The sequence below is a fragment of the Bradyrhizobium centrolobii genome, assembly GCF_001641635.1.
Lineage (GTDB): Bacteria > Pseudomonadota > Alphaproteobacteria > Rhizobiales > Xanthobacteraceae > Bradyrhizobium > Bradyrhizobium centrolobii.
The window spans coordinates 58366-79294 of sequence record NZ_LUUB01000124.1; the positions used below are offsets into that span (position 1 = coordinate 58366).

Here is a 20929-nt window from a genome sequence, read left to right on the forward strand (position 1 = left end):
GCGGGCGTCTGCGGAGGGCCGCGGCGCTCCAGATAGCCCGGCGACGCGACGACAACGTAACGCACATTGTCGGTGATCCGGACCGCGATCATGTCCCGGGCAAGGCGGCTGCCGACGCGAATGCCGGCATCGTAGCGTCCGGCAACAATGTCGGTTAAAGCCGATTGGACCGAGATCTCGAGCGTGATTTCCGGATACCGGTCCAGAAATCGGGCAAGCAATGGCCCCAGCACAAAGCGCGCCACCGGCGGCGGGATGGTCAGCTTCAGGTGCCCCGCCGGCTTGTCGCGGTAGGCGTTCACCGACTCGATCGCCTCGTCGAATTCGTCGAGCAGGGGACGCAACTGCGCCAGCAGGCGCCCTCCGGCCTCTCAGCGCGACGCTGCGCGTCGTGCGGTTCAGCAGCCGGACGCCAAGGCTCTCCTCCAGTTCACGGATCGTCTGACTCAATGTTGCCGTAGAAATCCCCAGTTGCTGCGCCGCTTTCGTGAAGCTGGACAGCTCGGCAACGGCTACGAAAGCACTCAGCTCGGCGAATCGGGTCCCCCGCATTTCAAACCGTTCCTTACATCGTCCGTGCTACCACCCGCCTCCGCCCGCTGAACGACGGACGCAATGCCGGGTCGGAAAGGAAGCCCATTCACCAGAGAGCGCAATTCAAGCTATCCGGCGGCACGATTGCCGCAAAGGCCTTCTGCACTTGCACGCCGAAGCCGGCGTAGGGACCCGCCCACGCGGTGCCCTTGCTCTGTCCGGGAAACGGCGCGCGGATCGCGCCGAACTGCCGGAGCAGTGGCTGCTGCCGGAGCGGAACCCGTTACGCCTGTAATGTTTTGCTCTCCACGCGAAACCGCGCCGTAACACATCGAGGTCAGCCTCCATGGCGACCGCCAGAGGGAGATCCGGCGTGAACACTATTCGTTGCCCCCATTCCACGCTTGCTGCCGCCGTGACAATTCGCGTCAAGCGACAGCTCTGTCACGTCGCGCGCGTTTTATCGCACGCGCGCCGGAGCCGTTCCAGGCCGGCGAATATGGTGAAGGCCGTGCGATCGGCAACGGCATCGTCCCGCCGGATCTGAACAACAATGCGCTCTGGCAAGGGCCAACCGCCCAGAAGCTGCGATCGAAATCGAGGGAGAATCAAAATGACTGCGCGCGCGCCTGTGACCGACTGGGCGAGTGGTTTCGATCATCTTGATCCTCAGTGGGCTCAAGATCCCTATTCGATCTGGCGCGAGCTGCGGCAAAAATGTCCGGTCGCCCACACGGACCGGTTCGATGGTGTCTATCTCCCTACACGTTATAGCGACATTCGCGCAGTCGCCTATGACACAGACCATTTTTCCTCCCGCCGCGCCATGATTCGCGAAGGCGAGCGGATCTCGCCGCCGAGCCCCCCGGCCACATCAGATCCGCCCGCACATCGCGGTGAGCGCCAGATCTTGCTCGCGCCGTTCACGCCGCAGGCAGTCGGAAAGCTGGAGGCGAGAACGCGGACGATATGCCGTGAACTCCTGAACCGGCTTTCCGACAGAACCGAATGCGATGCGGCCGAGGAATATGCGCAGGAAATACCATCTCGCGTTACCGCCATTCTGCTCGGCATCCCTGAGCACGACGGCCCACGCTTCCGGAAGTGGGTCCGCGATTTCATGGACTTTGGGGCCGCCGACCCTGCTGTCGCGCGCCGGGTCCGCGCAGAAGTCGATGCGCTCTTCGGCGAGGAGATTGCCAAGCGAAAGGTCTCGCCGGGCGATGATCTCGTCAGCCACCTGCTCAAGGCCAGGCTAAATGGAGAGCCCCTCAGTGAGGAGCAGATCACGGGCACGACGCGCCTGTTGTTTTTCGCCGGGATCGACACCACCTGGAGCATGATCGCCGCCAGCCTGTGGCACCTTGCCACGCATGAAGACGACCGCAAGCGGTTGGTCGCCGAGCCCAACCTGATTCCGAGCGCTGTTGAGGAATTTCTGCGTGCCTACGCCCCGGTTGCGGTCGCTCGCGAAATTATGAAGGACACCGAAATCGGCGGTTGTCCCGTCAAGGCGGGTGAGACGGTTATGCTCGCTTATGGCGCGGCCAATCGCGATCCGACGATGTTTCCGGACCCGGACCGGGTCGTGCTTGATCGGGCCGAGAACCAGCACGCCACGTTCGGTCTGGGTATCCATCGTTGCATCGGCGCCAATTTGGCCCGCATGGAAATTCGTGTCGCTGTCGAGGAGTGGCTTTGCAAATTCCCCAATTTCATGCTGCGAGAAAACGCGATTGTAAAATGGTCGGAGGGGACCGTGCGGGGACCAAGGCAAATTCCAGTCACCATCCGTCAATGACGGCATAAGTGTCCTGTGGGAGAGAACCCAACGTCTGCTTCGGGAGGGATCGTGTTGCAAAACGCGATGATTTCGCGGACGAACGACGACCGAGAGTTTTTGTCCCGCTCTCCCCCAGGGGCCCTGTTGCGAAATTCCAACGCGGTGAACGCTCTTGCCGAGACAACGACCGGCCACACCGAGGCAGAGAACGATCGCAGTTCCCTGGTCGACGACTTGCGAACACTTGTGCACAGCGTAACCGTCCACCCCAACGGACCTCGGCAAGGGTTCGAGTTCGAGGTGAAGGATGGGTTCGCCGCGCTAGTCGGCGGCGAGGTCTTTCCGCAGGCCCACAATACTAGCCCGCAGGATGGGTAGAGCGAAGCGAAACCCATCGACATTCTGTCCGACGGTAAAGCATGATGGGTTTCGCAAATGCTCCACCCATCCTACGTGCTGGTTGGATACCGCCGAGCCGGTCGAGCGACGACCTGTTCTTCAACAAGATACTGTTGTGGCAGCAATGGCAAAACATCGAATCTATACAACAAGCTTCGCCAGCGTTTATCCGCTCTACGTTGCGAAAGCAGAGAAGAAAGGACGCACAAGAGCAGAGGTCGATCAAGTCATCTCTTGGCTGACCGGCTATGATCCGAAGGAACTAGAGGCACAACTGGAACGACGAACCGACTTTGAAACATTCTTCGCAGAAGCCCCAAGACTCAATCCTTCGCGGGCCCTGATCAAGGGCGTGGTTTGCGGTGTCCGAGTGGAAGATATCAAAGAGCCAATCATGCAAGAAATTCGCTACTTAGACAAATTAGTCGACGAGTTGGCCCGTGGAAAAACCATGGAAAACATTCTGCGAAAATAATCATCCCAAGCGAACGAGTCTCAGTCCACCTGGCTCTGCCGCAAGCACGGCCGTACCCGTAATGGTTGGCCCGGCCGCAGATGAGTCGAACGCTACGCCCCCCGTGCGATCAGACGTTGCCGGGACCTGCCAGCGTGAAGCCGATCATCATCAGTCCGATCGCGGCGATCCAGCCGCCGAGTGCGCGCAATGCGATTCCGCGCCAAGCCGTGGCTTGCCCGGCCTCAGCTTGCCGGAATGCGATAACCAGCGCCATCACCAGCGTGATGGTCGCATAGCCGGCGCAGACCAGGCCGGCGGCGAACAGCGGCACGTTGGTCACGGCCTCCGTCCCGGACGCATTGGCCATGCCGCGCGTTATGGCGAGCGCAAAGCCGGCAAGGGCCAGCAGCGGCGCGGACAGGCGCAGTCCGGCAGCCAGCAGCAGCCCGAGCGCGCCGATCAGCGCCGCATTGGTTGCGGCGCCGCCAACGCTGAGCCCGACTGTCGCGGCAAGAAAGAAGCCGACGCCGAGACCAAGAGGAAACAGGATCACGAGCCAGCGGCCGCGCTGGGCCCCGAGCGAGCCGGCGAGCATGCCCAACGCAAGCCATAGCACGACATCGTTGATGTCCGTCGCCGGGTGGAGCGCGCCGGCGTAGAAATCGCCGAGACGCGTGCCGATCAGGTGGGCCTGCACGGGAGTGGCCGACGCAAGCACCGCGGCAAGCGCCGTCGTCGCTGCGGTCAAGCATCTAGAAGCGGCGATTGTCACGCAATTCCCCCGAGACTACGTACGAGAAAATAGCAGCCGAGCAACGCGATTGCGGTGCCCATGCCGCGGATCAGGCGATCTCCGATGGGCCAGCGCAGCAAGAGCCCGATGGAAATTCCGCAGAGATGCAACAGGCCGGTGGCAACGACAAAGCCGACTCCATAGGCGAGCGGGTTGGCCGCATGAGGCAGTTCGACGCCATGGGCGTAGCCGTGGAAGATCGCGAAGATCGCCACGATCAACGCGGCAAGGACAAAAGGCATCTTCAGGCGCGTCGCGACCGCGCTCCCCAGCACCAGGGCGGAAAGCGCAATCACAGGCTCCTGGAACGGCAGCGGCACCTGAAGGATGCCGAGCACGCCGCCCAAGGCCATTACGATCGGGAAGGTGATCGGCAGCAGCCAGATCGCTGGAGCGCCGAGTTGGGCACCCCAGATGCCGACCGCCACCATGGCGATCATGTGGTCTGGACCTGTCAGCGGATGCAAGAGACCGCTGACGAGACCTCCGGCAACGCCGGGCTGGTCATGCGCGAAGGCCGGCTCGCCCAGCAGGAAGATCAGCGCGGAGATCGCTCCAACGCGCGACAACGCGACGGTGCGGGAAAAACGGGACAATGGCATTGGATCAGGTCATGGTTGAAGTGGCGAAGATGCGGACCATGCGGCCGATGAACCAGTACATTGCGATCGAGCCGATGGCATAGGCGGGGAGCGCCGCGCCCCAGCGCGGCAGCTCCGCCTTGAGGCGGTGATGTGCCCATATCATTGCAAGCACCAGCAACACGAATATGACCTGGCCGATTTCGACACCGGCATTGAAAAACAACAGCGCCGCCGGCAGCAGCCTCGATTCGATGCCGAGACCGGCAAGTGCACCGGCAAAGCCGATGCCGTGCACCAATCCGAACGAGAAGGCCACGATCCAGGGATAGCGAGCGGTGAGCGTTGTCTCGCCTCGCTGCAGACGGATCATCTCCACCCCGACGAACACGATGCTTAGCGCGATAGCAGCGTTCAGAGGCTTTTCCGGCACGCCGAACAGGCCGAAGGCGGCGGCGGCCAGTGACAGGCTGTGGCCCACGGTAAAGGCGGTGATGGTCTTGACGAGCTTCCAGCCGCCTTTGACGATCCAGATCAGCCCGAGCACGAACAGCAGGTGATCGACCCCGAGAAGGATATGGTCGATACCGTAGTTGACGTAGGTGCGGGCCAGTTCGAGCCAGGTATCGACGGTCGGCGCGCCGGCGCCAAGAATGTTCACTGTCGCATTCGCGCTCGTCAACGTGTAGCTGCGATAGTCGCCGTCCAGCGGAAACAACTTGACCAGCACAGCGGAGAGGCCCGCGCCCATGTTGGCAATGGCGACGGGCCCGACGAGCCCTCGGGTACCGCAGGAGAGTTCGGGCATTCTCAGGAAACAATGCGGCGGCATGCGCAACTGCACATTGTCGCCTCCGATGTCCGGCTCGCTGACCCACCGGCCAATGAAGGTGCCGGCGCGCACCTCGCGGAATTCGACGACGCCCATCGTCGCCTCGTGAGCGTGCAGCTTGTCAGCGCCCGCCAACGCGGCCAGAACGAGAAGCGCGACGCATAGCAGGGTACGCATGACTAGTTCTCAACCTTGACGGTATAGTTGGCCTTCAGCTTCTGCACCGCGGCCCAGGCGCGCTTCCTGGTCTCTTCCGTGCTCCACATTCGCGTCACCTGGTCACGCACGGACTCGTAGCTCACAGGCACCGCCGCCCGGCGCCCGTCGAGACGCGCAACGTGCCAGCCGTCCTTGGCCTGCAGGACTGTCCATTCGCCGATTTGCGAACCGAGGAGCTGGTCGCGAAAGCTGTCGCCGAAGGACGGTGCGAGGCTTCCGACCGGACGGCCCGGAAACAGGCGGGTCTGGTCGCGAAATTCGTCCGTTTCGCGCTCGGCGCGGATGTCGGCGAGCTGACGGCGGGCAGACGCCTCGTCGGTTGCTGGTGTCAGGAGGAAGCTCACCTGCTCCGGCACGTCGAAGCGGTTGCGGACCGTTTCGAAGAAGCCGCGCAACTGCTCTTCGGTCGGCTTCTCCAGTTTCACCTGGTCGAACAAAAGTACCTGCAACTTGAAGGCGATACGATCCCGGATCATGTCGTCGCCCTTGTCCACGCCGAGGGCTTTGCCTTCGCGATAGAGGATTTCGCTCGCCACCCAACTGTCGATGATGTTGTTGAGTTGTTCCTGCGTCGGCGTGCGGTCTCCATCCTCCGAGAAGCCGTTGATGAAGGATTGCCGCATGTTCTTGCTGACGACGATCGTCTTGTTGTCCTGCAGAGGCGGCTGCAGCAGGTGATCGGCCGCGAAGATCAATCCGCCGAGCAAGCAGAAATGGAGGAGCGGTTCGCGCCGCAGGGCGGAAAACGCCGCCGCCAGGAAGCTGGTGCCGCCCGCCGCTACGGTCGACATGGATTGATCGTGAGCTTGCGACGCAGGCATGGATCCTCTCGCTCGGTTTCGATGCACCCCCCGCGACAACATGTCGCCGGGCGCGCGCGTTATGCAACGCGAGACGCAATCTGTCATGAGACAATTGAGCGCACCGCGTTTTTTTCGCATCGACGATTGCTTCAGGGCGCGTGTCTCTCGACGGAGAGTCTCTCTTGCACAAAAGCTTCATGTCAGTGTCGTGGACTCCTGATGTTGATGCGCGGCGCCCTGGCGTTCCTCGCGCTCACGCCAGGTCATCCCGCCATCACTCAAAGCTTCCGTTAGGAGCCATATTCAAATGCTTCCAAGATCAAAGATCATCATGCTGACGGCGGCCTCCGCCTCGTTGGCGATGGTTGGCGCCACCACCGCTAACGCGGACAACGGCAACGACCGCAACAACAATTCCGTCGTGCACCACCGCGACGCCCCCAATCCCTATGTTGCCGGCGACATGCACAACCACAACACCTGCACCGACGGCAGCGTGTCGGTGGGCTACGCACTTGACCGTATCCTCGGATCCGGCACCGCCGCAGCGGGCGGCCCGAACTTCGATATCGACTGGTTCACGCTCGGCAATCATGGCGGTTCGGGCAACAGGGACTGCCGCTTCTCCGACACCAGCGCGGCAGTGCCCGGCGAAACCACGACTTACTGGAACAATACCCTCGGTCAGACGATCGACGGCATCACGATCGGCAGCTTGAAGGGTACCCCGTCCGGCTCCGGAAACAACCGCGTCATGTGGCGCTGGCAGAACATTCAGGAAATCGAGTGGCCTTACATCGTGCGCCGCTCGCAGCAGTACAACAAGGTCGTCATCGAGGGCCTGGAGTGGATCGTTCCAGGTCATGAGCACGCCGACGTCGGGGTGATCACAGGTCAAAATCCGCGCGGCCGCCATGTCGGCTCGGCGGATAACATGGCCAAATTCGAGTATCTGTACGACCGCAACGACAACGACCTGATCGGGCCGGTGGATGAGAGCGGCAACTCGGTCTGGGCCGGAAAGATCTCCAATGCCGGCCTGGTCGGCGATAACGCGCACCAGAAGGCTGTTACTGCCGTCACATGGTTGCAATCGCACTATCCGCTGAGTTCGTATGTCGTGCCGACGCACAGCGAGCGCCAGGGCCCCTTCAGCTCGACCGGCAATGCCGGCTACAACATCGAGCATTTCCGGGATCTCAACAATGCCGGCCCGACCGTGGCCTTCGGCATTGAGTCCCCGGGTCACTTCGCCGAAGGCGGCGTTAACGGCGGCTCCGGCTCCTATGGCAGCGGCGCTGTTGGCGGCGGTACCTACGGCATGCAGGGCATCTACACCGCGAAGATCGGCGGTCTGTGGGATGGCATGCTCGGCGAAGGCCGCAACTTCTTCATCTATGTCAGCTCGGACTGGCACAGCCGTGGTTCGTTCGGCGCCCGCGATACCTCGACGACTGCCGATTTCTGGCCGGGCGAGTACACCAAGCTCTATGTTCCGAACAGCAACTATGACTCGCAGGACGGGCATGACGACGACCATGGTGGCGACGGCAAGCGTTCGGACAAGCGCCACGGGAACGGCCAAGGGAACGATGGCTCGGACTTCGAGTCGCGCGACGTGGTGGACGGCATGCGCCAGGGTAACTCCTACTCGGTCAACGCCGACATCATCGGGCCCGACATGGTGTTCCGTGCGCGCGGTCCCCATGGCGATTGGAAGACCATGGGCGAGACGCTGGTCGTCGATCCGGGTGACATGATCACCCTGGAAATGGCGGTCACCGTACCGACGAAGAACAACAGCCCGTACGGCTTCAACAATCCGCTGTTGGAGCAGCTTGGGATCAGCCAGCCGCTGAACAAGCCGTATCTCGACCACATCGACCTGATCACCGGCAACATCACGGGCGTGATCGCACCGGGCGCCCCTGGCTACGCCGTTCCGAACGCGGCCGGTACGGCGGGTGAAGCCATCGTCTACAATCCGTCGACGAAGATCGCCAAACAGGTTGCGACGTCGTCAATGACGGAGACCCGCAATCGGGATGGCTCGAGCCGGTTCACCTTCACGACCAGGATGAAAGCGGGTTCGACCCCGTTCTACATCCGCACCCGCGGCACGAACCTGCCGCCGGCGACCCCGAACGCGACGGATGGCGAGGGCAATCCGCTGCTCGACAAGAACAACGTCAACGTCGTCTGCGCCGATCCGGCCTGTCCGAGCCATCTGGGCAAGGTCAACAACACCCTCCGTGTCACCAACGACGTGCAGGCGTGGTCGAACGTTTGGTTCTACGCCAATCCGATCTTCGTCCGCCCCGCAAACCAGCCGAAGCTCCTTGTCGAGAGGAACGCGGAGCTGGCGGAGAGGCTCGCGGACCGGCACTGACCGGAGGCGACTCCAAGCACACCCGGCGAGGCGGCTCCGGCCGCCTCGTTCTTTTGGATCGGCTGCAATTCAATGCAGATCGACGACCGGATCGGCAGGACAATGGTGATGGACGGTCGGAAGACTATGCTGCAGTTCGCTTTCGCGGTGTTTTCAGGAGCATTGCTTCTCAACTCGCCGGCGATGGCCGAAGGGGTGGCCGAGCCGGGTGAGCCGACGCTCGAGGACTGCACGAAGGCCCTCCAGGACGGGCGGGACAAGGCGAACAAGATTTCCGCGAAAAGCCTCTCCCGCTACTTTGCCGAACGTTTCCTGCAGAATGCAGAGGCGGAAGCAGGCAATGGCGAGTTCGATGGATGTCTGGAGTATGCAGAGAAGGCCATCGACGAAATCGATAACCGTTGGCATTGGCTGGCACCTGGCGAGACGTTCCGGGTGATGACCCCCACCGGCTACATGGAATTGCGTGGCGACGACCGGTGAGTTGCCTGACCTCGGGTCCTCTGTCATTGCGGCTTCACCAAATCGCAACACTATCCGGCATTCGCTCGCGCCGGCTCAGGGATTGACTCAACATCATGGACCAGAATCAGGATCCCGCCACCGAGGACCAGATCGAGCTTCTATTCCCGATTCCGTTGATGCGATCACCGCAGCTGCTGAGCTCCGAGCTGTGCGAAGCCGCCATCGCCGCCATCCGCGCCGATAAGGTCGAGACCAACCTGCGTTCCGAGCAGCTTTTTCACACGACGATAGCCAATCCGCTCCACAGCAATCTGTTCCAGGAAATCGCTGCACTCGCGATGCCGAAGCTGGTCGATTTCGGCTTCATGCTGTTCGGAGAACGGCTCAACTGGACCGTCAAGGAGATGTGGACCAACATGCTCGAACCGGGAGGCAGCCAGGCGATGCACTCCCATGCCAACAGCTTCATCTCCGGCGTATTCTATCTCACTCCCTCGCACCCAGGCTCGCGCACCATGTTCATTCGCCCGCCCGGCGGCTTCGAATACAGTTTCCGCCACCACACGCGCGAAGCCGCCCTGGGGCCGTTCAATGCCGGCAAATACATGGTACCGGTCACGGAGCCGGGGGATCTCGTCCTGTTCCCGAGCTACCTCTACCACGAGGTGCCGAAGAACCAGGGCGATCAGCGCATCACGATCGCCTTCAACGCGATTCCCGATCGGCTCAATTGCTGGGGTTACGAGATCAAGTTCTCGGCGTGACGTTGTCTTCTCTTGTGCTCAGGGCGCGCCGATCTCACCGAGCATCAGTCGCGCCTCGTTGCGGCCCGGCGCCGCCGCAGTGATCGCTTCGAGCAGGCGGCGAGCCGCCGGCCGGTCGCTGGCGAGGAGCGCGCGGGCCATGCTGAGCAGCGGCCGATAGGCCGGATCGAACTCCGGACTCAGCCTTAATGTCTCGATGAGGCCCGGGGCAGCAGCGTCAATCAACGCTCGGCCGCGCGGTTCGCCCGGCAGCGCTGCGCCCGCTTCCAGGAACCGGTTACGAGCCGCCCAGTAGGACGGAAGACGCGCCGCCAGATCATCTGCCCGGGGGCCCCTGACGAGTTCGGCGGCATTGGAACGGATTGCCCGGGTGGTAGCCAACAACAGCGACCAGGGTGGCGCCATCAGTGCCCGGATATTGCGTTCGGCATCGAACGTGACGAAGGGATAGTCGTCGCTGCTTTGCGGCCCGTCACCGCCGAAGGAGGCAAGTGCGCGCGGTCCGGCGAGATACTGGCCGAGCAAGTCGATGCTACTCTCGAAGCCCAGCGGGCGAACCACCGCCGCAACGGCGGGATCCTCGAGCCGCGTCTTTAATGCAGCGAGATCAAGCGGCTCGGCGTCACGCGGTCCGATCAGCGCAAGCATGGGCGTAAGCACGCTATAGTGGTTGAGCCACGCCGACGCGCCGGGATAAACTGCAAGGAAGCTGCGAATGATCGCCCGCAGCGAGGGCGCGTCGAGCTGGTAGAGGGGTAGCCACTGGCAGAAAATGCCGCCGGGGGCGAGCCGCCGCCGCACGGCGTCGAAATGTTCGGTGGTGTAAAGCGCGCCACTGCCGTCGAGCGCTGGATGAAAGAGATCGGCGATCACGACGTCGTAGAACGAAGTGTCAGCGGCGACATAGCGGCGCGCGTCGGCAACAGTGATGCGTGCATGTCGCGCATCATCGGGATTGATGAACCAGGGCAGAAGGTCGACGACCTCCTGCGACAGCTCGACGCCGTGTACGGCGACCCCCGGCATTTTGGTGCCGCCGACGAGTGTGGCGCCGGTGCCGAGCCCGAGGAACAGCGCTTGCTTCGGTGAAAGATGCAGGAGCAGGGGCAGCATCGCCTGCCGGTAGTCCGAACGCATCGAACTGGTGCCGCCCATACGAAAGCGGCCATTGACCTCCAAATATCGCGCGCCGAAGGCATCATTGACAACACTTGCGGTCACCATGGGGCCTTCCCGCACGGAAAGGAGAGAGCCTCCGTTCGGCACCCTGATCATCGAAGGCGTCGGCCGGATCAGGAGCACGGCCGCCACCAGTGCCGGTGCGGCGGCCCATAGCAGCGCCGCCCGGCGCAGGGGGAGCAGCAACAGATAGGCGAGAGCGACCACAATGATCGCCAGCCATGCCCCGAGCGAGGGAACCAGGACTTGCGCGGCGACCAGCGGCGCGATGCAGGCGCCCATGGCATTGATACCGACGGCGAGACCCAGCGTGCCGCGGTTGTCGTGCACACGTTGCGCAAGAACCCCGAAGACGGCCCCCATCAACGCGGAGGGGATCAGGAACAATGCCACCGCCACCGCGATTTCGCCGGAGATGCCGCGGTCGGCGGCGGCTTCAGCAATCCGCGCGATCATCGGGGCGAGCGCAGCGGTACCGATGCACGCGAGCGCGGTGCCGGCCAGCAGCCAGCCCAGGCTCACGTCCGAGGTGCTGCGGCCAGCGCGCTGCCATGCGAGGCCGCCGCATGCGGTGCCAAACAGGTAGGCTGCGAGCAGACCGGCGAATGTGTAGATCGTATCCTGCATCACCTGCGCGGCAAGACGCACCACCAGCATCTCGAAGGCGATGCCGAGCATTCCCGTTGCAAACAATGTGCTGGCGAGCCGCAGTGGCAGTGCCGCCGGCACCGCCTTGGCAACCATTTCCTTCTTGATTACATCGCGCTCGCGCTCAAGTGCGAACACGGCGATCGCACAGCAGCCATTGACCGCAGCCAGCACAGCCTGAGTCCATGACAGTCCAAGCTCCGGCAGCAGCACGAAGGCAGAGGTGAGCGCACCGGCCACCGCACCGGCCGTGTTGGCGCCATAGACCCCTGAACTGACCCGGTCATTCTTCCAGGTGACGCCAACGATCCGCTCGAGTGCAGTCAGCGTGCCGCCCATCGCCATTGTCGCCGGCAGCAGGGCCAGCATGGGCAGCGCGAAGCTCGCAGCCCATAGCACCGGTGTCGCCGGTTCGGTGCCGATGAGCGGCGCAAGCGAGCGCCCGGCTGCAGGCAGCAGCCAGATGCAGGCGACACCCCACAGGCCGATCACCGCTTCCAGCAGCGCGTAGGCCCGCCACGGCGAACGGGCCATGCGGATCGGGCGATCGAGCACGAGCGCGCCGAGCGCCAGTCCGCAGAAAAACCCTGCGACGGCCCCGAGCACGGCCATCATTTCCGTGCCCAGCGCGTAGGCCAATTGGCGGGTCCAGACGATCTCGTAGCCGAGGCCGGCAAAGCCTGACGCCACGACGACAGGGATCAGCGCCCAGCGTCCGCCTGCCAGGCTCGGCCGCCCTGTCGTTTCGGTCGCGGAGCGGTTGAGGGTCCGGTCCGAGCAAGCCGTTGTGGCGGGGCTGCTGTCGGATGCCATGGCGGAGTCCCTAAGTTCTGCCGAAAATGGACCAGCGTTGCCCGGGTCGGCCGAAGCCGACGAACTGGCGGCCAAAACATCAGCGACGTAGACGGCGAGGAATGGTCTGTTTCTTCAAGTTGTGTGACGCTGGTTTGACACAGGCGAGACGGGCTTCGGGACCGTGGTGCATAGGGGCAAGTGCGCCGTCACAAATCATTCTTCGGACTGCTCTAGTCCAATGCGAGTTTGTCATCGACCCCTCTGTGCGCCGAACGATCCGCTGCAATGAAACCAAAGTCACCCAAACCTGCGGCGAGGCCGTCAGCGGGGCTGCTTTCCAGGCGCCGCGCGGCGACTGCGATACTCGCAGTTGGGCTGTTGGTGATGCCGGGGGCCGCCCTTGCACATGAGGCGAATGCGGAATCGGGCAACGTTGCGCAGGCGAGCGAGAGCTCGGCAACGAGCGATGCGCGCCCAGGCAATGGATTTGCCGAGGAGAAGCCTGCTGCAAGAGCAGACCTCACGAGCACGGTCGCCGTCGCGGGAGAGGCGGCCGGCGAACTCTCGATCATGGCGCTAGTCAAACGCGCCGATTTCGTAGTTCAGTTCGTGATGGGTGCACTCGTGCTGGCCTCGCTGGCCTGCTGGACGGTTTTCTTGACCAAGACCTTCGAACTGGCACGGGGACGACGGCAACTGGCCGCGGCACTGCGGACGCCCGAGAGCGCCCGTTTCCTGGAAGACGATATCGGTATTGCTGATCCCTCGCGCGCAACCGTTGGGACGATGGTGTTGCATCGGCTCGCGGTGGCCGCGTTGAATGAGAAGCAGCTATCCGAAGGCCTCGCGGACGACAGGGTGATAGATCGCTATCTCACGCGCGCCGGCGAGATCGCACGTGCCGAGGCCCGCCGCATCGCGCGCGGCACCGGGCTGCTCGCAACCATCGGAGCGACCGCGCCGTTCGTCGGCCTGTTCGGAACCGTCTGGGGCATCATGAACAGCTTCATCGGCATCTCACGCGCCCAGACGACCAATCTCGCGGTGGTTGCGCCGGGCATCGCGGAGGCGTTGCTCGCGACGGCGATGGGGCTCGTCGCGGCCATTCCGGCAGTCATTTTCTACAACCTGTTGGCACGCGCTACCAAGGCCTATGTCGAGCAGGTGGGCGAAGGTGCGGGAATGATGGTGCGGCTGCTGTCGCGCGACCTGGCGCGACCGGACCGCATCTATACCACCCGCGCCGCCGAGTGACGTCGTGGGCATGCAGCTTTCCCAAGGCGGACTCGACGGATTGGGCGATCTGCCCGAAGCGAACGAGATCAATGTCACCCCGTTCATCGACGTCATGCTGGTGCTCCTGATCATCTTTATGGTCGCTGCGCCGCTCTCGACGGTCGATCTGGCGATCGATCTGCCAGTGTCGGGCGCGACGCCGCAGCGGAAGCCGGACAAGCCGACTTACGTGTCGATCAAGCCTGGTCTCGGTGTCGCTATCGGCGAAAGATTAGTCGATCGCGCCGACTTGGTGCAGGCGCTGGACGCGGCCGATCGCAACAAGGATCGTGTCATCTTTGTCCGCGCCGATCGCACGGTTCACTATGGCGAGCTGATGGAAGTGCTGGAGATGCTGCGGAGCGGCGGCTACGGCAAGGTCAAGCTGGTAGCGCTCGAGGGACCGCCTCGACCTGCCGGAGCGAAGCCATGAACCAGGCGACGCGGCGTCTCGCGGCCACGGCCGCGACAAACCGCGCAGAACTGCGCCAATGGGTTGTGGCAGGCGGCCTGGCTGTCGCCCTTCATGCCGCCGCAGCTGCGACGCTGTTGGCGGACCACGGCAAGGCCAACAGCGACGAGAATTTCGGCTCCATGGCCATCGAGATCGGCATTGCGGATGCCGCTCCGCCCTTCGACGCGACCGATGAGCCAACTGATTCCGATGCGACATCTGCTGTCGCGACCGCTGCGGCGAACGAAACTTCCACGGTGAGGCCGGAGCCGGCATCGGCCGCGATCGCTGAAAATCCGGAAGCGGAGCAACAGACAACGCCGCCCCGCGAGCAAAGAGAGCAGCCGGAGGAAAAAGAGGCCGAGGTCAAGGCGTCCGCAGCGGTCGCGCCCTCGACGAGCGGGGCAGCACCGAGCCGCGCGACCGAGCAGGAGAGCGCGCGATCAGTAGCTGCGGCAATTGGTAGCAGCGCCGAAGCGCAGCGCGCACAGGCAAGTTGGCGGCGCGGGCTCGTCGCGCATATCGAGCGCAAGAAGCGCTATCCCGCCAGTGGTGCGGAGCAGTCTGCCGATATCATCGTGAGCTTCACGATCGACCGCCAAGGCAGGCTCACCTCAGTCGGAATCGCGAAGGGATCGGGTGATGCGCGCTTCGATCAGGCGGCCCTGGAGATGATCCGGCGCGCGGATCCCCTGCCCGCGCCGCCGTCGGTCGTTGCCGACCGAAATCTCAGCTTTCGCATTCCGATCAGTTTTCGCCCCGGCGGTTGATTGCGCGCGGCCGCAAGACGACGCAGAGCTGTCGTAATCCCTTGAACTTCGCGCTGGTATGACGTTCTCTCGAAAAGGTATGAGCGACGGAAAGCGGACGCTCATTCGCCGAGTGGAGAATTGCGTGAGACAGGGGTGGGCTGGGGTTTTGGCGGGCGCCGTTCTGGGGGCCGCCGCGTGTGAGAGTGGTTGGCCGGACGCGGCGCGCGCGGCGCCGACTGAGGAGCAGGATCTGCCAAGCATTACCGTGGTGTCGCAAAGGAACAAGAAGCCGTCGCGATCGCACCAGGCGCGAAGGCCGGCGCATCAAGCCCCAACCAGCACTCCGGCTCCGGCCGGCAATGCGGCGCCATCTACGGAGCAAGTCGCGGATGGCAGTGGTGCGCCTAATGTCGCTTCCGGCCCAAGCTCGGGACCGGAGATGGCGAGCGAGATGCGCATCAGCGGCGTCACGCTGAATGCGCGTCCGGCAACCCGTCCCGCCGAGGTGCTGGAGGCAGTACCGGGCCTTATCGTGACCCAGCACAGCGGCGAGGGAAAGGCGAACCAGTACTTCCTGCGCGGCTACAATCTCGACCACGGCACCGACTTGGCGATCTATGTCGACGACGTGCCGGTGAATATGCGTACCCACGCGCACGGCCAGGGATACGCAGATCTCAATTGGTTGATGCCGGAGACGATCAATTCACTCGACATCCGGAAGGGTCCCTATTTCGCCGACGAGGGCGATTTCGGCTCGGTGGGCAATCTCCACATCGGTCTGGTCGATCGCGCAGAGCACAACACCGCATCGGTGACGGTCGGCAGTTTCGGCTATCGCCGGCTGTTCGGCATGGGTTCGAGCAAGGTCGGCGATGGCACGCTGCTCGTCGCGGGCGAAGGCGGTGTCTACAACGGCCCGTGGGACAATCCCGATGATGTGCGCAAGCTGAACAGCTTGGTGCGCTACACGCAGGGGACGGCAACCGACGGCTTGTCGCTGACGGGCATGGCCTATGCGAATCGCTGGAATTCCACCGACCAGTTGCCGACCCGCGCAATCGAGAGCGGCCTGCTTCCGCGCTTCGGTGCTATCGATCCATCCGACGGTGGGCGGATCGACCGCTTCGCTGTCTCGGGCCGCATTGCGGGCACCGACGATCTCGGCGCCTGGAAGGCGAATGGTTATGCGGTGAAGAGTTCGCTCGATCTTTACAACAACTTCACCTACTTTCTCAGCAATCTCGAGTTCGGCGACCAGTTTCACCAGCACGACGGGCGGCTGATGGTTGGTGGCAGCATGTCGCGCAGCTTTCTTGGCAGCCTCGGCGGCTTGCCGGTCGAGACCGTGGTGGGACTCCAGACACGCTATGACGCAATCGACCTCGCGCTGACGAACACCTACCGGCGTGACTTCCTGTCGAACATCCGCAGCGACAAGGTGAAGGAGACCAGCGTCAGCATCTACGCAGAGAATACCGTGCACTGGACCAGCTGGCTGCGAACGACGTTCGGCTGGCGCGGTGACTACTATGACGCGAGCGTCGACTCGCTGTTCAACGCCAACAATTCGGGTCATGCGAACGAGGCGATCGGCAGCCCGAAATTCCGCATGGTCATCGGTCCGTTCCAACAGACCGAATTATTCTTTGGCGCCGGCATGGGCATGCACAGCAACGATGCGAGAGGCGCAACAACGACGGAATCGCCGACCGATCCCTCGACCTCCGTCTCTCCCTCTCCCTTTCTGGTCCGAACCAAGGGTGCCGAGGTTGGCGTGCGGACCCGGTTCGTGCCGGGACTGACTTCGACGGTCAGCCTGTTCTCGCTCGACCAGGCATCGGAAATCGTCTTCAGCGGCGATGCCGGCGATACCTCGGCGAGCCGCGCCAGCCGGCGCTATGGCGTCGAGTTCACCAACGAATATCGTCCCTTCGACTGGCTCGATATTGATGCCGATCTGGCTCTCACGCATGCCCGCTTCGTCGGCTACGACAGCGAGCAGGCGGACCTTTATGCCTCGCTCGCCGCGTACCCGGAGGCTCAGTTTGGCAATGCAGCAGGCAACTATATCCCCAATGCTCCTGCGATCGTCGCCTCAGCCGGCGTGACGGTGGGCGAGAAGACGGGATGGTTCGGCGGATTGCGCTGGCGCTATATCGGCTCGGTTCCGTTGACCGAAGACAACGCGTGGCGGTCAAAGCCGGTCAGCATCTTCAATGCACGGGCCGGATATCGTACCGTCGACGGCTGGCGTATCCAGCTTGACGTACTGAACCTGTTCAACGCCGCCACCAATCAGATCTCTTACGGCTACGGCTCGCTGCTCAAGACCGACAGCCTCTTCAATCTGTGCTACCCCGTGCCAACAGCGCCGGCGGCGGTCTGCCAGAACGGCGTGATGGATGCCGTGGTGCATCCCGTCGAGCCACTGGCGGTGAGGCTGACGCTCGCCGGCAGTTTTTGAACGCAGGCTGGTCGTTTGCGGGCGGCATGTTGCCACGCCGCCCGCGCGTGGCCTTGCCGTGGGCGAGCCCAAACCGATGGTTCGTCGTTCGGCTTGATGGGCTACTGGCGGCGTGCGGCTTTCGCACAGCCGTCATACTTCAGTCCGATAACCCTCGCCGGCCATATCGCGGCGATGGGCAACAAATCAAGCGGATGGATGTCGCGGTGCGTCCGGCACGGGAGGTCGTGGCCGGTGCCGGTTGGCGTTTTGGAGATTTCACTTGTCGCGACCGCCACGGCGCAGAACCGACCGTCCCGATGCCGGTTTCACCTTGGTAGAGCAATTGGTAGCGATTGCCGTGATGGCGGTGACGTTGGCCGCCATCGGCAGATTGGTCGGTTCAACCTTGCGCGGCGCCCGACAGATGGAGCAGCGTGTTTCGTTGATCCAGGCAGCCAACAGCCTGTTGTTCAACGGCATGCCGGCGCGGGACAGTCTGATGGCGTCCGAAACCGAAGGCGAGGCGTGGGGACATCGCTGGCGCATGCGGGTTGGCCCCGCTGCCGTCGCACCAAATCCCGCGCCGGAAAATAGCCGCTGGACTCCCACCCGCGTCGATCTTCTTGTCAAGGGCCCCTCGGGCGCTGCGATACGGCTTCAGACCATCCGCCTTCAGAGGGCGTCAGGCCAATGATCGCTCGCAGTCACAGCGGTCACGATGCCGAGGCGGGCTTCAGCCTCATCGAGGCGGTCGCAGCCATGGCGTTGATGGGTGTGATCCTCTCCTTTCTCGCGCTCATTATCGGCCAGTGGCTTCCCGCCTGGAGGAGAGCCTATGATCGCGTTCAGCTCAGCGAAACCCAGTTGATCGCCTTCGATCGCATCGCGGCTGATATCGGCGCAGCCGAGTTCGTCATGTCGGACCGCCGTTCAAGGGCGGTGCTGTTTGAGGGAACGGAAAGGGAGGTAACCTTCGTCCGTACTCCGATCGGTCCGACTGCCGATCCCGGACTTGAGCTGGTGCGGATCGGCGAGACCGAGGATCTGCGGGGCCCCGCAGTGACAAGAGCTCGCGTTGCCTTCGTCCCTGGAACCGCGGAGGTCGATCCCGCTTCGGCGGCCGTCGTTCTGCTACGTCTGCCGTACCGGCTGCGGTTCGCGTTCGCAGGTCGCGACCAAATCTGGCGAAACCATTGGCACGGCGCCGACAGCCTGCCAGCCGCCGTGCGCGTCACTGTTCACGATACCAGAGGACACCGGCAGCCGATCGCCCGGATCGTTCCGGTGCGGACGGAATTGACGATTGAGGACGTCTGCAGCGAGAAATCGTGCGAGGCCGACAATGCCTTGAATCGTACGGCCAGCTCCAGTCATCCCGATGGCGAGCCACCGACGCTCGAGCAGGTGAACGGTGGAGCGCGCTCGCCATGAGGACCCATCATCCGCGTCATTGCGCGTCACAGCGGCCCGACAGCGGATTCGTGATCGCGCCCGTGCTGCTGCTGCTCATATTGCTCGCGGCGCTTGCCGGCATCGTTTCCTCCTATCTCAAGATTTCGGCAACAGCGTTTGCGTCTTATGACGATCGCGTTCGTTCCACCGCGCTGGTCCTCGCCGGTGTCGAACTCACCGCCTATGATCTCTTGTCGAGCCCGAAGACGTCCCGCAAGCCGCGCGGCACCGTTTCGTTCAGGCTCGATCGCGCGACGATACAGGTCGACTACGCCATGGAATCCGCACGTGTCGATCTCAATTTCGCACCCAGGGAGATGCTCGCCAATCTCTTTCGGACGTTGGGAGCGATGCCCGAGGAGTCGGAGAACTACGCCGATCGGATCATTGGATGGCGAACGGCGCCCAAGGTCGAAACGCTGGATAGCGAGGCGACGCTCTACCGCATCTCAGGCGCTCCATACGGTCCGAAGGGAAGCCGTTTTGCGAGCCCGGAGGAATTATGGCGCGTGCTTGGATTGCCCTCGGCACTCGTTGAGCGAGCTATGGACTTTGTCACAGTGTACAATGGTCATCGAGAGATCGACGTGTTCGCGGCGGCGCCTGAGGTGATTGCTTCCTTGCCGGGTGTCGAGCCACTGCAGATGGCTTCCTTCGTGGCGCAGCGTGAGACCTTGCCGCGCGAACCCGCCGCGGCGGTCAATCTCCTCGGGACGGCCGGTGGCGCCATCGCCGTCTATTCTGGTGACAACGTTCGCCTGAATTGCGCGGTCGCATTCGATCGTGGCTGGCGCAAGTCCGTCGAAATCATCATCGAACTCGAAGGCGGCGAAGAGCCTTACCGGGTCTTGAGCTGGCGGGATCTCGATGAAATCGCCCCGCGTCTCGAGCAGGAATGAGTCCATTGGTCGTAGCGCATGCTTCGAGGCTCCGGTTCGGAGCTTGAATCACGTCTTAGGCAGCGCCATCAATGGTCCGTCGCTATGTTGCTAATGCTCCGAATTACCTCCGCTTTCGGCGGCATAGCGGGCGCACCCGGACTTGCCGCTGGCTCAACCGGGTCGCGAATGACCCTGACCCGACATCGCCCTTTTGTTCCCTATCGTGCCGCGACGACGTCGAGTAGACTATCGCGAGCTGCCCTGAAGCGGGACGTGCCGAAATGCTCGCTGGGGGATTGGGCAGTGATCATCGTGAAAGCAATCGCACTCTGAAAAATGGAGCAAAAATCGTAAGGAGGATCCCCATGAAAAAGCTTCTGACTTTGGCAGCCTTGATCGCGCTTGCGGGTTCGGCACTGGCGCAAGATGCCGTGACCCTCGTCAAACCAGATGCGCTGACGTGGAAGGACAATCCGAACATTCCGAAGGGTGGCCAAGTCGCGCTCCTGGTAGGCGATCCAACGAAAGCTGGCAGCGTGGTGGTCCAGCGCGTCAAGTTTCCGCCCAACTATAAGGTTCCGCCGCACACTCATCCCTATGCCGAGACCGTCACCGTGATCAGCGGTAGCGTCGGCTGGGGCATGGGCGAAAAGTTTGACCCTACGAAAGGCGAGGTGGTCAGGGCGGGTGCCTTGCAGGCGCTGCCGGCGAAGCACGCTCATTATGTTTGGACGGGGAACGAGGAGGCGATCCTCCAAATTCAGTTCATCGGCCCAGGAGGCATCGACTACATCGACCCGGCTGATGATCCCCGCAAGAAGACGCAGTGAAGCATACCAACTCCAATTTGCAAGCCGGTGGTATTCATCACTCATCGTGTCTGGAAGCGAGCCTCCTTGGCACCACCTGCATGAGACCGCCTCTAGACCGGCCCCGCTGCGGCCGAGGCCAAGCGGGGGGCTTTAGATATTGAGCGAAAGTCTTGCCGCTGCGTTTGCCTAAGCGGTATGTCGGGTCCTGGCCCT

20 protein-coding genes and 1 pseudogene are annotated in these 20929 nt (G+C 63.0%); 14 read left to right on the forward strand and 7 right to left on the reverse strand.

Annotation, left to right across the window (positions count from 1 at the left end; all coding sequences use genetic code 11):
• A partial coding sequence (locus tag AYJ54_RS53315) for a LysR substrate-binding domain-containing protein (protein WP_245329324.1) occupies positions 1–344 on the reverse strand: 344 nt, incomplete at its 3' end.
• 88 nt (positions 345–432) lie between these two features.
• Positions 433–552: pseudogene (locus AYJ54_RS53320) on the reverse strand (LysR family transcriptional regulator); the annotation flags it as partial.
• Between the two features lie 595 nt (positions 553–1147).
• On the opposite strand from AYJ54_RS53320, the gene AYJ54_RS44130 reads away from it, so the two are divergent.
• From AYJ54_RS44130 to AYJ54_RS44140, 3 genes are all read left to right on the forward strand, one after another.
• Positions 1148–2335, forward strand: coding sequence for a cytochrome P450 (locus AYJ54_RS44130; RefSeq protein ID WP_063708742.1), 1188 nt, complete (start codon positions 1148–1150; stop codon positions 2333–2335).
• A gap of 126 nt (positions 2336–2461) precedes the next feature.
• On the forward strand, positions 2462–2695 hold the full coding sequence (locus AYJ54_RS44135; RefSeq protein ID WP_136624350.1) for a hypothetical protein: 234 nt from the start codon (positions 2462–2464) through the stop codon (positions 2693–2695).
• Positions 2696–2840: 145 nt separating this feature from the next.
• Complete coding sequence (locus AYJ54_RS44140) at positions 2841–3191, forward strand: DUF2200 domain-containing protein (RefSeq protein WP_063708744.1); 351 nt, start codon at positions 2841–2843, stop codon at positions 3189–3191.
• Positions 3192–3300: 109 nt separating this feature from the next.
• Here the strand turns inward: AYJ54_RS44140 and AYJ54_RS44145 are convergent, their stop codons facing one another.
• The 4 genes from AYJ54_RS44145 to AYJ54_RS44160 are packed head-to-tail and all read right to left on the reverse strand — an operon-like array spanning position 3301 to position 6389.
• Positions 3301–3921, reverse strand: a complete 621-nt coding sequence (locus tag AYJ54_RS44145) for a HupE/UreJ family protein (RefSeq protein ID WP_136624351.1) — start codon at positions 3919–3921, stop codon at positions 3301–3303.
• A gap of 20 nt (positions 3922–3941) precedes the next feature.
• Positions 3942–4568, reverse strand: a complete 627-nt coding sequence (locus AYJ54_RS44150; protein ID WP_063708746.1) for a HupE/UreJ family protein — start codon at positions 4566–4568, stop codon at positions 3942–3944.
• A 4-nt stretch (positions 4569–4572) separates the two neighbouring features.
• On the reverse strand, positions 4573–5556 hold the full coding sequence (locus AYJ54_RS44155) for a HupE/UreJ family protein (RefSeq protein WP_063708747.1): 984 nt from the start codon (positions 5554–5556) through the stop codon (positions 4573–4575).
• Positions 5557–5558: 2 nt separating this feature from the next.
• Positions 5559–6389: a peptidyl-prolyl cis-trans isomerase gene (locus AYJ54_RS44160; RefSeq protein WP_245329319.1), complete on the reverse strand. Its 831-nt coding sequence runs from the start codon at positions 6387–6389 to the stop codon at positions 5559–5561.
• A gap of 475 nt (positions 6390–6864) precedes the next feature.
• Here AYJ54_RS44160 and AYJ54_RS44165 point away from each other — a divergent pair, with 475 nt between their 5' ends.
• From AYJ54_RS44165 to AYJ54_RS44175, 3 genes are all read left to right on the forward strand, one after another.
• Positions 6865–8790, forward strand: coding sequence for a hypothetical protein (locus AYJ54_RS44165; protein WP_430641472.1), 1926 nt, complete (start codon positions 6865–6867; stop codon positions 8788–8790).
• Positions 8791–8862: 72 nt separating this feature from the next.
• Positions 8863–9273, forward strand: a complete 411-nt coding sequence (locus AYJ54_RS44170; RefSeq protein WP_245329320.1) for a hypothetical protein — start codon at positions 8863–8865, stop codon at positions 9271–9273.
• A gap of 95 nt (positions 9274–9368) precedes the next feature.
• Positions 9369–10019: a 2OG-Fe(II) oxygenase family protein gene (locus tag AYJ54_RS44175; protein ID WP_063708750.1), complete on the forward strand. Its 651-nt coding sequence runs from the start codon at positions 9369–9371 to the stop codon at positions 10017–10019.
• Between the two features lie 18 nt (positions 10020–10037).
• Here the strand turns inward: AYJ54_RS44175 and AYJ54_RS44180 are convergent, their stop codons facing one another.
• Entirely contained in the window at positions 10038–12659 is a 2622-nt protein-coding gene (locus tag AYJ54_RS44180) for a spermine/spermidine synthase domain-containing protein (RefSeq protein WP_063708751.1), read from the reverse strand.
• Positions 12660–13025: 366 nt separating this feature from the next.
• On the opposite strand from AYJ54_RS44180, the gene exbB reads away from it, so the two are divergent.
• The 8 genes from exbB (at position 13026) to AYJ54_RS44220 (ending at position 20734) form a co-directional block, all read left to right on the forward strand.
• Positions 13026–13895: a tonB-system energizer ExbB gene (exbB, locus tag AYJ54_RS44185; protein ID WP_063708752.1), complete on the forward strand. Its 870-nt coding sequence runs from the start codon at positions 13026–13028 to the stop codon at positions 13893–13895.
• A 10-nt stretch (positions 13896–13905) separates the two neighbouring features.
• A complete protein-coding gene (exbD, locus tag AYJ54_RS44190) occupies positions 13906–14349 on the forward strand; it encodes a TonB system transport protein ExbD (RefSeq protein ID WP_063708753.1) in 444 nt (147 codons plus the stop codon).
• Positions 14346–15140: an energy transducer TonB family protein gene (locus AYJ54_RS44195; RefSeq protein ID WP_063708754.1), complete on the forward strand. Its 795-nt coding sequence runs from the start codon at positions 14346–14348 to the stop codon at positions 15138–15140. Before exbD ends, AYJ54_RS44195 begins: the two co-directional genes overlap by 4 nt.
• Before the next feature lie 421 nt (positions 15141–15561).
• Entirely contained in the window at positions 15562–17589 is a 2028-nt protein-coding gene (locus AYJ54_RS44200; RefSeq protein WP_063708755.1) for a TonB-dependent receptor, read from the forward strand.
• Positions 17590–17851: 262 nt separating this feature from the next.
• Complete coding sequence (locus AYJ54_RS50355; RefSeq protein WP_161491951.1) at positions 17852–18265, forward strand: type II secretion system protein; 414 nt, start codon at positions 17852–17854, stop codon at positions 18263–18265.
• Positions 18262–19002 carry a PulJ/GspJ family protein gene (locus AYJ54_RS44210; RefSeq protein WP_063708757.1) on the forward strand — a complete coding sequence of 247 codons (741 nt, stop codon included), beginning with the start codon at positions 18262–18264 and terminating at the stop codon, positions 19000–19002. The genes AYJ54_RS50355 and AYJ54_RS44210 overlap by 4 nt, the downstream gene beginning before the upstream one ends.
• A complete protein-coding gene (locus AYJ54_RS44215) occupies positions 18999–19922 on the forward strand; it encodes a type II secretion system minor pseudopilin (RefSeq protein WP_063708758.1) in 924 nt (307 codons plus the stop codon). The genes AYJ54_RS44210 and AYJ54_RS44215 overlap by 4 nt, the downstream gene beginning before the upstream one ends.
• Positions 19923–20269: 347 nt before the next feature.
• On the forward strand, positions 20270–20734 hold the full coding sequence (locus AYJ54_RS44220) for a cupin domain-containing protein (protein WP_063705167.1): 465 nt from the start codon (positions 20270–20272) through the stop codon (positions 20732–20734).
• Positions 20735–20929 lie beyond the last annotated feature (195 nt).

Bases quoted from the DNA above. Each gene is read 5' to 3' on its own strand.
- AYJ54_RS44130 (WP_063708742.1), top strand. From the start codon at position 1,148: ATGACTGCGCGCGCGCCTGTGACCGACTGGGCGAGTGGTTTCGATCAT.
- AYJ54_RS44140 (WP_063708744.1), top strand. From the start codon at position 2,841: ATGGCAAAACATCGAATCTATACAACAAGCTTCGCCAGCGTTTATCCG.
- AYJ54_RS44150 (WP_063708746.1), bottom strand. From the start codon at position 4,568: ATGCCATTGTCCCGTTTTTCCCGCACCGTCGCGTTGTCGCGCGTTGGA.
- AYJ54_RS44155 (WP_063708747.1), bottom strand. From the start codon at position 5,556: ATGCGTACCCTGCTATGCGTCGCGCTTCTCGTTCTGGCCGCGTTGGCG.
- AYJ54_RS44160 (WP_245329319.1), bottom strand. From the start codon at position 6,389: ATGTCGACCGTAGCGGCGGGCGGCACCAGCTTCCTGGCGGCGGCGTTT.
- AYJ54_RS44165 (WP_430641472.1), top strand. From the start codon at position 6,865: ATGCACAACCACAACACCTGCACCGACGGCAGCGTGTCGGTGGGCTAC.
- AYJ54_RS44170 (WP_245329320.1), top strand. From the start codon at position 8,863: ATGCAGATCGACGACCGGATCGGCAGGACAATGGTGATGGACGGTCGG.
- AYJ54_RS44175 (WP_063708750.1), top strand. From the start codon at position 9,369: ATGGACCAGAATCAGGATCCCGCCACCGAGGACCAGATCGAGCTTCTA.
- AYJ54_RS44180 (WP_063708751.1), bottom strand. From the start codon at position 12,659: ATGGCATCCGACAGCAGCCCCGCCACAACGGCTTGCTCGGACCGGACC.
- exbB (WP_063708752.1), top strand. From the start codon at position 13,026: ATGCCGGGGGCCGCCCTTGCACATGAGGCGAATGCGGAATCGGGCAAC.
- exbD (WP_063708753.1), top strand. From the start codon at position 13,906: ATGCAGCTTTCCCAAGGCGGACTCGACGGATTGGGCGATCTGCCCGAA.
- AYJ54_RS44195 (WP_063708754.1), top strand. From the start codon at position 14,346: ATGAACCAGGCGACGCGGCGTCTCGCGGCCACGGCCGCGACAAACCGC.
- AYJ54_RS44200 (WP_063708755.1), top strand. From the start codon at position 15,562: ATGGCGAGCGAGATGCGCATCAGCGGCGTCACGCTGAATGCGCGTCCG.
- AYJ54_RS44210 (WP_063708757.1), top strand. From the start codon at position 18,262: ATGATCGCTCGCAGTCACAGCGGTCACGATGCCGAGGCGGGCTTCAGC.
- AYJ54_RS44215 (WP_063708758.1), top strand. From the start codon at position 18,999: ATGAGGACCCATCATCCGCGTCATTGCGCGTCACAGCGGCCCGACAGC.
- AYJ54_RS44220 (WP_063705167.1), top strand. From the start codon at position 20,270: ATGAAAAAGCTTCTGACTTTGGCAGCCTTGATCGCGCTTGCGGGTTCG.